Source organism: Exiguobacterium sp. NPDC077395 (assembly GCF_050269125.1).
GTDB lineage: Bacteria > Bacillota > Bacilli > Exiguobacteriales > Exiguobacteriaceae > Exiguobacterium > Exiguobacterium aestuarii_A.
This window is the reverse complement of sequence record NZ_JBNNHU010000001.1, coordinates 1,827,435-1,840,838: the sequence shown is the minus strand read 5'-3', so window position 1 is coordinate 1,840,838 and position 13,404 is coordinate 1,827,435. Positions and strand designations below refer to the sequence as shown.

General features: G+C 50.9%; 13 protein-coding genes. All 13 read left to right on the top strand.

Annotated elements, in window-relative coordinates; all coding sequences use genetic code 11:
• The first annotated feature begins 12 nt into the window (after positions 1-12).
• The 13 genes from sdhA (at position 13) to yihA (ending at position 13,402) form a co-directional block, all read left to right on the top strand.
• Positions 13-1,770 carry a succinate dehydrogenase flavoprotein subunit gene (sdhA, locus tag ACQKD4_RS09440; protein ID WP_074032768.1) on the top strand — a complete coding sequence of 586 codons (1,758 nt, stop codon included), beginning with the start codon at positions 13-15 and terminating at the stop codon, positions 1,768-1,770.
• Positions 1,771-1,778: 8 nt separating this feature from the next.
• Complete coding sequence (sdhB, locus tag ACQKD4_RS09435; protein ID WP_193343274.1) at positions 1,779-2,567, top strand: succinate dehydrogenase iron-sulfur subunit; 789 nt, start codon at positions 1,779-1,781, stop codon at positions 2,565-2,567.
• 8 nt (positions 2,568-2,575) lie between these two features.
• On the top strand, positions 2,576-3,016 hold the full coding sequence (locus ACQKD4_RS09430) for an acyl-CoA thioesterase (RefSeq protein ID WP_074032771.1): 441 nt from the start codon (positions 2,576-2,578) through the stop codon (positions 3,014-3,016).
• A 74-nt stretch (positions 3,017-3,090) separates the two neighbouring features.
• Positions 3,091-3,354, top strand: coding sequence for a phosphocarrier protein HPr (locus tag ACQKD4_RS09425; RefSeq protein WP_015881106.1), 264 nt, complete (start codon positions 3,091-3,093; stop codon positions 3,352-3,354).
• Positions 3,355-3,467: 113 nt separating this feature from the next.
• The gene (racE, locus tag ACQKD4_RS09420; protein ID WP_214785299.1) at positions 3,468-4,271 is read left to right on the top strand and encodes a glutamate racemase; all 804 of its coding nucleotides are present in this window, start codon (positions 3,468-3,470) and stop codon (positions 4,269-4,271) included.
• Positions 4,264-5,013, top strand: coding sequence for a ribonuclease PH (rph, locus tag ACQKD4_RS09415; RefSeq protein ID WP_074032777.1), 750 nt, complete (start codon positions 4,264-4,266; stop codon positions 5,011-5,013). Before racE ends, rph begins: the two co-directional genes overlap by 8 nt.
• Complete coding sequence (locus ACQKD4_RS09410; protein WP_214760502.1) at positions 5,010-5,600, top strand: XTP/dITP diphosphatase; 591 nt, start codon at positions 5,010-5,012, stop codon at positions 5,598-5,600. The genes rph and ACQKD4_RS09410 overlap by 4 nt, the downstream gene beginning before the upstream one ends.
• Before the next feature lie 5 nt (positions 5,601-5,605).
• Positions 5,606-6,118, top strand: a complete 513-nt coding sequence (locus tag ACQKD4_RS09405; RefSeq protein ID WP_427373126.1) for a metallophosphoesterase family protein — start codon at positions 5,606-5,608, stop codon at positions 6,116-6,118.
• Between the two features lie 542 nt (positions 6,119-6,660).
• The gene (locus tag ACQKD4_RS09400) at positions 6,661-7,572 is read left to right on the top strand and encodes a hypothetical protein (protein ID WP_427373124.1); all 912 of its coding nucleotides are present in this window, start codon (positions 6,661-6,663) and stop codon (positions 7,570-7,572) included.
• A gap of 89 nt (positions 7,573-7,661) precedes the next feature.
• Positions 7,662-8,954: a trigger factor gene (gene tig / locus ACQKD4_RS09395; RefSeq protein WP_427373123.1), complete on the top strand. Its 1,293-nt coding sequence runs from the start codon at positions 7,662-7,664 to the stop codon at positions 8,952-8,954.
• A 211-nt stretch (positions 8,955-9,165) separates the two neighbouring features.
• On the top strand, positions 9,166-10,434 hold the full coding sequence (gene clpX, locus ACQKD4_RS09390) for an ATP-dependent protease ATP-binding subunit ClpX (RefSeq protein WP_015881113.1): 1,269 nt from the start codon (positions 9,166-9,168) through the stop codon (positions 10,432-10,434).
• A 73-nt stretch (positions 10,435-10,507) separates the two neighbouring features.
• A complete protein-coding gene (lon, locus tag ACQKD4_RS09385) occupies positions 10,508-12,808 on the top strand; it encodes an endopeptidase La (protein ID WP_427373122.1) in 2,301 nt (766 codons plus the stop codon).
• Positions 12,809-13,402 (top strand): ribosome biogenesis GTP-binding protein YihA/YsxC, encoded by a 594-nt coding sequence (yihA, locus tag ACQKD4_RS09380; RefSeq protein WP_074032795.1) that lies wholly within the window; start codon positions 12,809-12,811, stop codon positions 13,400-13,402.
• The last annotated feature ends 2 nt before the right edge of the window (positions 13,403-13,404 follow it).

The following is a 13,404-nucleotide window of genomic DNA, read 5'->3' as shown; positions in this document are numbered from 1 at the left end:
GGGGAATTTTACATGGCAAATCAAAGTTTGATCGTCATCGGTGGCGGTCTAGCTGGACTCATGGCGACTATCAAGTCGGCAGAGATGGGTGTTCCGGTAAAACTATTCTCGCTTGTACCGGTCAAGCGTTCACATTCAGTTTGTGCCCAAGGGGGCATCAACGGGGCCGTCAACACGAAAGGGGAAGGCGATTCTCCTTGGCAACACTTTGACGACACGGTCTACGGAGGCGACTTCCTCGCCAACCAACCACCTGTTCAAAAAATGGCAGAGAATGCACCAAAAATCATCCACATGTTCGACCGGATGGGTGTCATGTTCAACCGTACGCCAGAAGGTCTCTTAGACTTCCGTCGTTTCGGTGGGACGCTTCACCACCGTACGGCATACGCTGGAGCGACAACAGGTCAACAACTTCTCTATGCACTTGATGAGCAGGTTCGTCGTTATGAAGCACAAGGTCTTGTCGAGAAATATGAAGGATGGGAATTCCTTCGTGCCGTCATCGATGAAGAAGGCATCTGCCGCGGTGCGGTCTGTCAGGATTTGCGCTCGATGGAAATTAAAGCGTTCCCATCGGACGCGGTGATCTTGGCGACAGGTGGCCCAGGGGTCATCTTCGGTAAGTCGACAAACTCGGTCATCAACACAGGACAAGCAGCGGCAGCGGTTTACCGCCAAGGTGCAGTCTACGCGAACGGGGAGTTCATCCAAATTCACCCGACTGCGATTCCTGGGGACGACAAACTTCGTCTCATGAGTGAATCGGCTCGTGGGGAAGGTGGACGTGTCTGGACATACAAAGACGGGAAGCCATGGTACTTCCTCGAAGAGAAATATCCAGCATACGGGAACCTCGTACCGCGTGACATCGCGACACGTGAGATCTTCGATGTATGTGTTAACCAAAAACTCGGCGTCAACGGCGAGAACATGGTCTACCTCGACTTGTCTCACAAAGATTCGAAAGAACTCGACATCAAACTTGGTGGGATCCTCGAAATCTACGAGAAATTCGTAGGGGATGACCCGCGTAAAGTACCGATGAAGATCTTCCCGGCAGTCCACTACTCGATGGGCGGACTGTGGGTCGACTACGATCAAATGACAAACATCCCTGGACTCTTCGCAGCCGGTGAATGTGACTACTCGATGCACGGTGCGAACCGTCTCGGTGCGAACTCACTCCTCTCAGCCGTTCACGGCGGAATGGAAGCAGGTCCTGCAGCGGTCAACTACATGCGTGGTCTCGACCAAGCGACAGAAAGCGTCTCAGACGCGCTCTTCAACTTCAACGAGCGTGAAGAGATTGAACGCTTCAACGACATCCTTGCGATGGACGGGACAGAGAACGCGTATCAAATCCACCGTGAACTCGGTGAACTCATGACGGATAACGTCACAGTCGTTCGTTATAACGACAAGCTCGAAGCGACGGACAAAAAAATCCAAGAATTGCGTGAACGTTTCCATAACATCTCGGCTACGGATACGGCACGCTGGAGCAACCAAGGGGCATCGTTCATTCGACAGCTCGACCATATGCTCGACCTCGCACGCGTCATCACACTCGGCGCACTCAAGCGGGACGAGAGCCGTGGTGCCCATTACAAACCGGAATTCCCGGAACGTAATGACGAGCAGTTCATGAAGACGACGATGGCACGTTACAAAGATGGGGAAGTCGATATCTCGTATGAAGACATCGATGTTTCGTTAATCCCGCCACGTAAACGGGATTACTCGAAGAAAGGGGCGAAGACGAAATGACGACGCCAATGCAATCTGAACAAAAAGACATCCGCTTCATCATCGAACGCCAAGATGGACCGGATCAAGCGACATATACTGAAGAATTCACGGTGCCGTACCGTCCGAACATGAACGTGATCTCGGCATTGATGGAAATCCGCCGTAACCCGGTCAACGCGAACGGCGACAAGACGACACCAATCAACTGGGACATGAACTGTCTCGAGGAAGTATGTGGTGCCTGCTCGATGATCATTAACGGGAAGCCACGCCAGTCGTGTACCGCGCTCGTCGATAAACTTGAGCAACCGATCCGCCTCGCGCCGATGAAGACGTTCCCGGTTATCCGTGACCTTCAAGTCGACCGTCAACGCATGTTCGACGCGTTGAAAAAAGTGAAGGCATGGGTTCCAATCGATGGAACGTATGACCTCGGTCCAGGACCGCGTATGCCAGAAAACAAACGTCAATGGGCATACGAACTTTCGAAATGTATGACATGTGGGGTTTGTCTTGAAGCGTGTCCGAACGTCAATGACAAATCTGACTTCATCGGTCCAGCAGCGATTTCGCAAGTCCGTCTCTTCAACTCGCATCCAACAGGTGCCTTCCACGCGGAAGACCGCCTCGAAGCCCTTATGGAAGACGGCGGCATCATGCAGTGCGGAAACGCACAAAACTGTGTCGAAGTTTGCCCGAAAGGCATCCCGCTCACGACGTCAATCGCTTCGATGAACCGTCAAACGACGCTTCACTCGTTCAAACAGTTCTTCGGTAGTGACAAAGGTCGCACCGGTTCTGCGGTCGAGGCGTAAGCGAGCCGATGACCAAGTACTTTCGAGAGCCAGGTTGGGAAACACGTGTCAAAGCAGGGGTCGCGCTCGATGTGAAAGTCCGCTTTTCGGAGTGCGACCCGTACGGTCACATGAACAACACGATCCCGTTCATCTATTTCGAAGATGCGCGAATCGAGTTACTAGAAGCGACAGGATTCTCCTTAAAGGACGGATTTGTCGTCGTCGCCGATGCGCAATGTGACTATGTTCGACAAGTCATGCCACGTCAACAGCTGACCGTGCATGCCAATATCTTGACGGTCGGAAACACTTCATGTGATATTCATTACGGGGCATATGACGGAGAACAACTCCTCTTCGCGGGACGAACGAGCCTCGTTCATTTGACGAAGGAAGGTCGTCCAACGGAATGGACTCCGGAATATAAAAACCGCTTGCAGAATTTTTGCGAATCCGCTATCATTTGATAATGAGTTCACAAACAAAAAATATTCTGCCGGTTCGCCTGTAGAATTGAATTTTGAAGGGAGACCATCATCTCATGGAAAAAACGTTCACAGTCGTTGCTGATTCAGGAATTCACGCTCGTCCAGCTACTCAGTTGGTTAACACAGCTTCTAAGTTCCAGTCAGACATCAACCTCGAGTACAATGGTAAAACAGTTAACTTGAAGTCGATCATGGGTGTACTTTCACTCGGTATCGCAAAAGATTCTACAATCAAGATCACTGCTGAAGGTGAAGATGCAGAAGAAGCGATCAACACGCTTTCTGACATGCTCACTAGCGAAGGTCTTGCTCAGTAATTCGGGTAAGGGACGAGGCGCCACTGGCGACCTCGTCTTTTTTTGTCATGGGAACGTTTCTTTTTCCGTCTGATGTTTTTTGGTAAGATAGGTGAGAATGGAAGTGATGCAAAATGAAACGAGCGATTGGAGTCCTCGATTCAGGAGTCGGTGGGTTGACGGTAGTCAAAGAATTGATGCGCCAGCTCCCTAAAGAAGAAATTATCTATATCGGGGATACGGAACGCTGTCCATACGGGCCGCGTCCGCACGATGAGATTGAAGCTTATACATGGGAACTCATTGAGTTTCTATTGAAGAAAGACGTCAAAATGATTGTCATCGCGTGTAACACGGCGACGGCGGTCGTTTTGAAAGAGGCGCGGAAACGCCTCGATATCCCGGTCATCGGTGTCATCGACCCAGGTGCCCGTGCGGCCGTCAAAGGGACGCGAAACAAACATATCGGTGTCATCGGTACGAAGATGACGATTGAGAGCGCTTCTTATGAGAAAGCGCTTCGTCACGTAGCTGGTGAGGTCGACGTGTACTCACTCGCTTGCCCACCTTTTGTCCCGCTCGTCGAAGCGGGAGACGTGTCAGGAGAGCGCGTCCGTCAAATCGTGGAAGAGACGCTGCGTCCGCTACAACCTTCCGAGATGGATACACTCATTCTCGGTTGTACGCATTATCCGATCCTTGCGCCTGTCATCCAGGACGTGGTCGGACCGAACGTGCACCTCATCTCGTCTGGTGACGAGACGGCGCTTGAAGTCGCAGCGATGCTTGATTATCAAGAGCTCGAGAACGGATTAGATACCGTCCCATCCCATGCCTTTTATGCGACGGGGGATATTGAACTATTTGACCGATTGGCGAGCGAATGGCTCGGTCGTCCGGTCCATGCGGAGAAAGTCGAGGTGACCGGCATTGCGTGATACAAGACGATTTGATGAATTACGGACAGTCGAGATCGTACCGCATGTGAATAAGCATGCGGAAGGATCTGTCCTCATTTCAATCGGTGATACGAAAGTGATTTGTACGGCGACTGTCGAAGAACGTGTTCCGAACTTCCTTCGCGGGAAGAAGCAAGGCTGGATCAATGCCGAGTACGCGATGTTGCCGCGTGCGACAGGTGACCGGACTGTCCGAGAAGCGGTACGTGGGAAACAATCGGGTCGAACGATGGAGATTCAGCGTCTCATCGCCCGATCACTCCGCTCGGTCGTTGACTTGGAGCGGCTCGGCGAACGCACGATTTGGATCGACTGTGATGTCATCCAAGCGGATGGCGGTACGCGTACGGCATCCATCACGGGTGGTTTTTGTGCCCTTGTCCTCGCCGTCGATCGGTTGATCCGTCAAGGGAAACTCGATGATACACCAATCAAAGAAGGCGTCGCGGCTATCTCGGTCGGACGTACCGATGAACTCGTTCTCGACTTGGACTATATGGAAGACGCGGCGGCTGAAGTCGACATGAACGTCGTCATGACGGCGAGCGGTCGGTTCGTCGAAGTTCAGGGGACAGGTGAAGAGGCGACGTTCACGCTTCAAGAGATGAACGAGATGCTCGCGCTTGCACAACACGGAATCGAATCATTATTCAAGACGGCTGAAGAGGCACTCGGTGCTTCTTGGTGGTACGTCGGAGAACGTTCGGAGGAGACATTATGAAGTTGATCATTGCGACACACAATCCTGGAAAAGTGAAAGAACTAGAAGGGATGTTAACACCGCTCGGATTTGAGGTCGAATCACTACTCGATCATCCGGATGCGCCGGAAACAGATGAGACAGGGACGACATTTGAAGAAAATGCGGCGTTAAAAGCGACGGAAGCAGCTGCCTATTTCGGGCATGCCGTTCTCGCGGATGACTCCGGTCTTGAAGTCGACGCGCTCGACGGGGCACCTGGTGTATATTCAGCTCGCTTCGCCGGTCCTGAAAAGTCGGATGAGGCGAACAATGCGCTTCTTCTTGAAAAATTGAACGGCGAAACGAATCGCGTGGCACGCTTCGTCTGTGCCCTCTGTCTGGCGAAACCGACAGGAGAGACGTTGACCGTTCGCGGAACAATTGAAGGGACAATCGGCTATTCCCCTCGTGGCGAGAACGGTTTTGGATACGACCCACTCTTTATCGTCCCATCGCTCCACAAGACGGCGGCCGAACTCGAACGTGAAGAAAAAGCGGTCGTCAGTCACCGTGGACAGGCATTACGAAAACTGGAGGCAGAAATCATTCCATTCATGAAAGGATGAAGCTTATGCGTTTTCTAATAGTGAGTGATAGTCATGGTCTGACGGAAGAATTGACAACGATTTTTGAACGACACGAGGCAGAGATTGATGACGCGTTCCATTGCGGCGATTCACAACTCGCACTTGTCGATGAACATCTATTGCCGTATCGAACGGTCCGTGGGAATTGTGATTTTGGTGGAGACCTTCCGCTCGAACGAATCGAGACGACGGATGCCGGTACGATCCTCATCGTCCACGGGCATCATCACGACGTCAAATTCGACTTGAATCGGCTACGTTACCGGGCTGAAGAAGTGGGCGCGAACGTCGTCTTGTTCGGTCACTCGCATGTGGCGGGTGCTTTGATCGAGGACGGGGTCGTCTACATCAACCCGGGTTCGATTCGGATGCCGCGGGGACGAGCGGACAAAACGTATGCGCTTCTTGACCTAGAAAACGGGGAAGCAGCAGTACGTTTTTATCGCTCAGAAGACGGTTCTCACGTCGAAGATTTGGACATCGCAGGAAAACTATGAGTTTCGAATGGGAAATCGATTGACAGGAAACCATTTTTCTATTATAGTTTTCATGTCAATGTCCCAATAGCTCAGCAGGATAGAGCAACGGCCTTCAAGACAAATAGGAGCCTTTATAGGGAAACAGAAACCTATAAAGTGGACGACACTATATCGGTGAAGCCTTAACAGATGATGCTGATGGTAATACCGAGGAAACTCATTCCCGCTTGATCGGGTCGAGTTGATTCGAATGTCTATGAAAATAGAGGTAGAATCAATGGAGGAGCATGGTGCTCGTGAGGTTCCGTAGAGACTACACGTGTCGCACCTGAAACGGTGAAGATATAGTCCAGACTACAAACAACACGATGTTGGTGACGAAAGTCATGGTGGTAAGCTAAGCCGTCGGTCGGGGGTTCGAATCCCTCTTGGGACGCTTCCATTAAAATAGAGACGCTCTCTACGGAGAACGTCTCTTTTTTCATTTTCCGGGAAATCGATTGACAAGGAATCGCGTCCTAACGGAAGATGAAAGGGAATGGAAGAGAGGGTGAGGGAAGATGGAGAAGGAAAAGGACCAGGACTATCCGTTCCCCGGGAATTGGTCGCGTCTGCATAAGATGATTCAAGAAGCAGATGCCTCTGGGGAACGACAGCGGATCGAACCGATTTTATGGGATTGGTATCAGGCGATTCCGGGTGACCCGTTTATTTTCATGGAAATCTTCCAATGTGCGATGGAAAAACCGGACGACCCGGAAACGCTCGAGAAGTTGCAGGAACTCGTCGCCATCCAAATGGCGGAAGCGGAAGAACCGGCTTCGGGCGGATTACAGATTGCGCAGTATTACATCATGCGGGACCAGCCGTTTGAAGCGGCGCACTGGATCAACCAGTATCTCGAATGGCAAGACAAAAAAGATACGATCAACACACAGGCACATCAGGTGCTTCAAGTGTTGAAAATGACCGAGTTTCCGGCGGCCATCGCCAAATTGAAACGGACGTTGACGCGCGGCAGTACAGGGGAACAAATCGAGGCGTTGCAACATGTTCATTTCAATATCGATTCGGTGCTCGACAACGTGTTGCATGAGTTACTCGTATCCAATCGACCGAAGCTCGTCAAATTGATCGTGTTAGAGAAGGCATTTGCCGAACTCGCGGTCATCAAGTGGTCGGATGGGGATTCGATGAACGAGATGTCGCAAATGGAGGCAACATCGCACATCGAGACGTGGGAGAAGACCGTCCTCTCGCTTCAGAAATCAGTTGAGGGCGATGAGATCGGGACTCAGTTGTTGATGAACTATATGTACACGCATTATCCGTATGTGCCGGCCGAAAAAGCGGATGTGGAACAGGCGCTCGTACAGGCGAAACAAGCGATTTTGCATGACGAGGCAGTCGACGGTTTGGCAGCTGCGATTTTAGAGGCGGATCTGCGCTTCACACAGGCGTTATTAGACTAAATCCTTGTGTGCATACCGAGGATTTATGCTATAATACGGATTGTTGTACATTTTTGTACGGTATAAACGAATTGTTGGAGGGACTTAGCATGACAGCAAAATGGGAAAAAACATCAGGTAGCCAAGGCGTACTCACGTACGAAGCTCCTGCAGAAGCTTTTGATAAAGCAGTTGACGCCGCATTTAAAACAGTCGTCAAAGACTTGAACGTGCCTGGCTTCCGTAAAGGTAAATTGCCACGCCCAATGTTCAACAAAATGTATGGAGAAGAAGCACTCTATCAAGATGCGCTCGACATTCTCTACCGCGACACAATCCAAGGTGCGGTTGAAGAAGCTGGTTTCGAACCAATCGCGCTCGAAAACATCGATGTAGACGGCACGCTCGAGAAAGGCAAACCAGTCGCTTTCAAAGTGACATTCGTGGTTGAGCCAGAAGCTGAGCTTGGCGAGTACAAAGGCCTCGAGTACGAAGCTGTTTCAACTGAAGTAACAGAAGACGAAGTAACAGCAGAACTTGAAGCACTTCAACAGCAAGGCGCAGAACTCGCTGTTAAAGAAGGTGCAATCGAAAACGGCGATACAGCTGTATTTGATTTCGCAGGTTTCGCTGACGGTGAGCAGTTCGAAGGCGGCACAGCTGAGAACTACACACTCGAAATCGGTTCTGGTCAATTCATCCCAGGATTCGAAGAGCAAATGGTTGGCATGACTGCTGGTGAAGAAAAAGACGTTGAAGTAACATTCCCTGAAGAGTACCACGCTGAAAACTTAGCGGGTAAACCAGCGACATTCAAAGTCAAACTTCACGAAGTTAAAACAAAACAAGTTCCTGAACTCGACGACGAGTTCGCAAAAGACATCGACGAGTCTGTTTCGACACTCGACGAGTTGAAAGCGAGCATCCGTGAGCGTTTAGAAGCTGGTAAGAAACAAGAAGCTGAAGGTACAATGCGCGACCAACTCGTTGAGCAGGCAACTGCTAACGCGACAATCGACGTACCACAAGTTCTCGTTGACCAAGAAGTAGACCGCATGGTACAAGAGTTCGGTTCACGTGTATCTTCACAAGGAATCGACCTTAACATGTACTTCGAACTCACTGGTACTTCTGAAGAAGCAATGCGCGAAGAGATGAAAGAGCAAGCTGAAGAGCGCGTTAAAGCTCGTCTCGTCTTGAAAGCAATCGCTGAAAAAGAAGCAATCGAAGTGTCTGATGAAGATGCTGAGAAAGAGCTTGAAGAAATGTCTAAACTTTACAACATCGCACCGGACCAACTCCGTACGATGCTCGCTCCACAAGGCGGTCTTGAGACACTTAAAGGTGACCTCAAATTCCGTAAAGCGATCGACATCCTCGTTGAAAACGGTAAAGCGAAGTAAGTTGATTTTTAGTGGGACGACTGCTTAGCGGTCGTCCTTTTTTCTGTCACAACACTTTAAATGTGTAATTCTTTGAAGTCGCAATATGTTCATGCTACAATTATTTCAACGCAGAGATGTAAAATGTCTTTTCGCGGTGCATCGCACCAGAAAATTCAATTCGCGATTTATCGCACTTACATCCATTTTCACCACAGAAGGGGTGTATCGAATGTTCAAATTTAACGAGGAAAAGGGACAACTTAAGTGCTCGTTTTGCGGAAAATCGCAAGAACAAGTTCGTAAGTTAGTCGCCGGACCAGGCGTATACATTTGCGATGAGTGTATCGAACTTTGCAATGAAATCGTTGAGGAAGAGCTCGGTGTAGAGGAAGAAGTCGAATTCAAAGACATTCCGAAACCACAAGAGATTCGTAACATCCTAGATGATTATGTCATTGGACAAGATCGCGCCAAACGTGCGCTTTCAGTCGCTGTCTATAACCACTATAAACGCATCAACGCCGGCGGTCGTTCGGATGATGTCGAACTTGCGAAGTCGAACATCGTCATGATCGGACCAACTGGTAGCGGGAAGACGCTTCTCGCCCAGACGATGGCTCGCGTCTTGAACGTCCCATTCGCAATCGCGGATGCGACAAGCTTGACGGAAGCGGGTTACGTCGGTGAAGACGTCGAAAATATCTTGCTCAAATTGATCCAATCAGCTGACTACGATGTCGAGAAGGCTGAAAAAGGAATCATCTATATTGATGAGATCGATAAGATTGCTCGTAAGTCTGAAAACCCATCGATTACGCGCGACGTATCCGGTGAAGGCGTTCAGCAGGCACTCCTTAAAATTCTTGAAGGCACGACAGCAAGCGTACCGCCACAAGGTGGACGTAAGCATCCGCATCAAGAATTCATCCAAATCGATACGACAAACATTCTCTTCATCGTCGGCGGAGCATTCGCCGGGATTGAATCGGTCGTCAAACGCCGAATCGGGAAGAAGGTCATCGGTTTCGGAAACGATCAAGAGAATCGCGAGTTGACGCAAGAAGACTTGCTCGCCCGCGCACTTCCTGAAGACCTTCAAAAATTCGGTTTGATTCCTGAGTTCATCGGTCGTTTGCCAGTCATGGCGACGCTCACGACACTCGATGAGGAAGCACTCGTTGAAATCTTGACGAAGCCGAAAAATGCCCTCGTTCGTCAGTACGAGAAAATGCTCGAGCTTGACGATGTCGAATTGACGTTCACAGACGAGGCATTGATCGAAATCGCCAAACTTGCGATCAAACGTAAGACTGGTGCGCGCGGTCTCCGCTCGATTATCGAAGAAATGATGCTCGATGTGATGTTCACCGTCCCATCGCGTGACGATATCGAGAAAGTCATCATCACAGATGAAACGATTACGGGTCTTGCCGGTCCGAAATACGTCCTTCGTGATGGTACTGTCGAACAGACAGGGGACAACAAAGAGACAGCATAATTTGTTAACGAAGAAGGCTCAAACACTCGGCACACTCCGAGTTTTGGGCCTTTTTGCACAGGAGGCGTTGTAGATGGAAAAATTACCAATCCTTCCGTTGCGAGGAGTCGTCGTATATCCGCTCATCGGTGTGACAATCGATGTCGGACGCCCGTTATCACTTCGGGCGCTCCTTGCTGCAAAGGAGCATGAGACGGATTTAATTGTCGTCACTCAAAAAGAGACCGGAAACGAATCACCAGAACCGGAAGACTTGTACACGATTGGAACGCGTGTCCATATCGCCAAGATGAGCGAATTGTCGAACGAGACGATTCGGGTTCGGATCGTCGGGAAAGAGCGTGTCCGCGTCGACTCGGTCGAATCGACGGATGAAGGCTGGTTCGCCAACGTCGAATCACTCGAGCTTGCTGAAGGGGAAGAGGTCGAGCGTACGGCGCTCGTCCGTCTGTTGAAAGAGCAGTTCGGTAAACTTGTCGCCAACATTAAAGGCATGTCCCCGGACGAACGTCGTCGTTTCGAGATGTATGAGCGACTCGAATCGCTCACAGACTATATCACGTCGAAACTTGATGTCGATGTCGAACTTCGCCAAGCGATGCTCGAAGAAGCAGATGCGGTCAAACGAGGGCTTGAACTGCTTGAAATCATCGCACACGAGGTGGAAGTGATTGAACTCGAGCAAGAGATGCGCGAGCGGACGAAGAAGTCGATTGAGCAGTCGCAGCGCGAGTACTACTTACGGGAACAGATGAAGACGATTCAACAAGAGCTCGGCGACCAGACGCAAGAGTCTGAGCCGAACCGCCTTCGCGAGAAGTTAGAGGCGCTCGACTTGCCAGAGACGACTCGGAAGAACGTCATGCGTGAAGCAGAGCGATTGAACGTCGTCCCACAAACGTCGCCGGAGTATGCGGTCATCCGCAATTACCTCGACTGGGTCGCATCCCTTCCATGGGGCATCGAGACGGAAGACAAGCTCGATGTGAAACACGCGGCAGACGTCCTTGACGATGACCATTACGGTTTGGAGTCGGTGAAAGACCGAATCCTTGAATATTTGGCCGTCCGTCAGTTGACGAACTCGCTTCGTGGACCGATCCTTTGTCTCGCCGGACCTCCAGGGGTCGGGAAGACGTCGCTCGCCCGTTCCATCGCATCGGCGCTTGAACGTCACTTCGTTCGCGTCTCACTCGGTGGGGTACGCGATGAGGCAGAAATCCGTGGTCACCGCCGCACGTATATCGGTGCGATGCCAGGACGTGTCATCCGTGGGTTGAAGCAAGCGGAAAGCAAGAACCCTGTCTTCTTACTCGATGAGATCGACAAGATGGCTTCTGACTTCAGAGGAGACCCGGCGTCGGCGATGCTCGAAGTGCTCGACCCAGAGCAAAACGTATCGTTCTCGGACCACTACATCGAAGAACCGTTCGATTTGTCGAACGTCCTCTTCATCGCGACAGCGAACGATGTCTCGCAAATTCCGGCACCACTCCTCGACCGGATGGAACTCATTCAAATCGGTGGGTATACGGAGCTCGAGAAAGTCGAAATCGCGAAGCGTCACTTAGTTCCGAAACAGTTGAAAGAGCACGGGTTGAAGAAGAGCCAATTGACGATCAAAGAAGATGCGCTCTATGAAGTCGTACGCCGCTATACACGTGAAGCGGGTGTCCGGAACTTAGAACGCGTCATCGGTTCGCTCTGCCGTAAAGCGGCGAAACAAATCGCGATCGGTGAGAAGAAACGGGTCACGATTTCGAAGAAAGCCATCATCACGTATCTCGGAAAACCGAAGTATCGTTACGGAAAAGGGGAGACCGAGGACTCAATCGGTGCAGTGACAGGTCTTGCCTACACGGCGTTCGGTGGAGACACGCTCACAATCGAAGTGGCGCTCGCACCAGGGAAAGGCAAGCTTCAGTTGACGGGTAAACTCGGTGACGTGATGCAGGAGTCTGCACAGACGGCATATAGCTATGTCCGCGCGAATGCGGAGCGATTCGGGATTGACCCGACGTTCTATGAGCGACAAGACATCCATATTCACGTTCCAGAAGGTGCCGTACCGAAAGATGGACCGTCGGCCGGGATTACGATTGCGACAGCACTCATTTCGGCGTTGACCGGGAAGAAAGTCCATCGCGATGTCGGGATGACAGGCGAGATCACACTTCGTGGACGCGTCTTACCGATTGGTGGATTGAAAGAAAAAGCACTCGCCGCTCATCGGGCCGGGTTGACGACCATCGTCATTCCGAAAGATAATGAGCGAGACATCGATGACATTCAAGAAACGGTGCGTGAGAAACTGACGTTCGTTCCCGTGACGACACTCGATGAAGTACTAGATGTAGCATTTGGAGGAAATTAAATGAAGATCAACAAAGCAGAATTCGTGACGAGTGCCGTCGCGCCAGACCATTATCCGGTCCATGAGTTGCCAGAAGTGGCACTTGCCGGACGGTCGAACGTCGGGAAGTCGTCGTTCATCAATAAGATTTGCCAACGGAAGGCGCTCGCACGGACGTCTTCGAAACCAGGAAAGACTCAGACCCTCAACTTCTTTAACATCAATGATGAAATCATGTTCGTTGACGTTCCAGGATACGGTTATGCGAAAGTATCGAAGACGGAACGCGAGAAGTGGGGCGTCATGATGGAGCAATATTTGACGAGCCAAGAGGCGCTTCGCGGCGTCGTCTTACTCGTCGATATCCGTCATGAGCCGACAGGTGACGATGTGACAATGTACAACTTCTTGAAGCACTATGATATTCCGGTCATCGTCGTGGCGACGAAGCTCGATAAGATCAAGAAGAGCCAGCGTCAAAAGCACGAGGCAGCGGTGAAACGTAAGCTTCAGTTCGATCCATCTGACCGTTTTGTCGCTTTCTCAGCCGAGACGGCAGAAGGAAAAGACGATGCGTGGAAAGCAATTTACGCACTCATCACGGAAGGTGAATGACG

Bases quoted from the DNA above. Each gene is read 5' to 3' on its own strand.
- racE (WP_214785299.1), top strand. From the start codon at position 3,468: ATGAAACGAGCGATTGGAGTCCTCGATTCAGGAGTCGGTGGGTTGACG.
- clpX (WP_015881113.1), top strand. From the start codon at position 9,166: ATGTTCAAATTTAACGAGGAAAAGGGACAACTTAAGTGCTCGTTTTGC.
- lon (WP_427373122.1), top strand. From the start codon at position 10,508: ATGGAAAAATTACCAATCCTTCCGTTGCGAGGAGTCGTCGTATATCCG.
- tig (WP_427373123.1), top strand. From the start codon at position 7,662: ATGACAGCAAAATGGGAAAAAACATCAGGTAGCCAAGGCGTACTCACG.
- ACQKD4_RS09430 (WP_074032771.1), top strand. From the start codon at position 2,576: ATGACCAAGTACTTTCGAGAGCCAGGTTGGGAAACACGTGTCAAAGCA.
- yihA (WP_074032795.1), top strand. From the start codon at position 12,809: ATGAAGATCAACAAAGCAGAATTCGTGACGAGTGCCGTCGCGCCAGAC.
- ACQKD4_RS09400 (WP_427373124.1), top strand. From the start codon at position 6,661: ATGGAGAAGGAAAAGGACCAGGACTATCCGTTCCCCGGGAATTGGTCG.
- sdhB (WP_193343274.1), top strand. From the start codon at position 1,779: ATGCAATCTGAACAAAAAGACATCCGCTTCATCATCGAACGCCAAGAT.
- ACQKD4_RS09405 (WP_427373126.1), top strand. From the start codon at position 5,606: ATGCGTTTTCTAATAGTGAGTGATAGTCATGGTCTGACGGAAGAATTG.
- sdhA (WP_074032768.1), top strand. From the start codon at position 13: ATGGCAAATCAAAGTTTGATCGTCATCGGTGGCGGTCTAGCTGGACTC.
- ACQKD4_RS09410 (WP_214760502.1), top strand. From the start codon at position 5,010: ATGAAGTTGATCATTGCGACACACAATCCTGGAAAAGTGAAAGAACTA.
- ACQKD4_RS09425 (WP_015881106.1), top strand. From the start codon at position 3,091: ATGGAAAAAACGTTCACAGTCGTTGCTGATTCAGGAATTCACGCTCGT.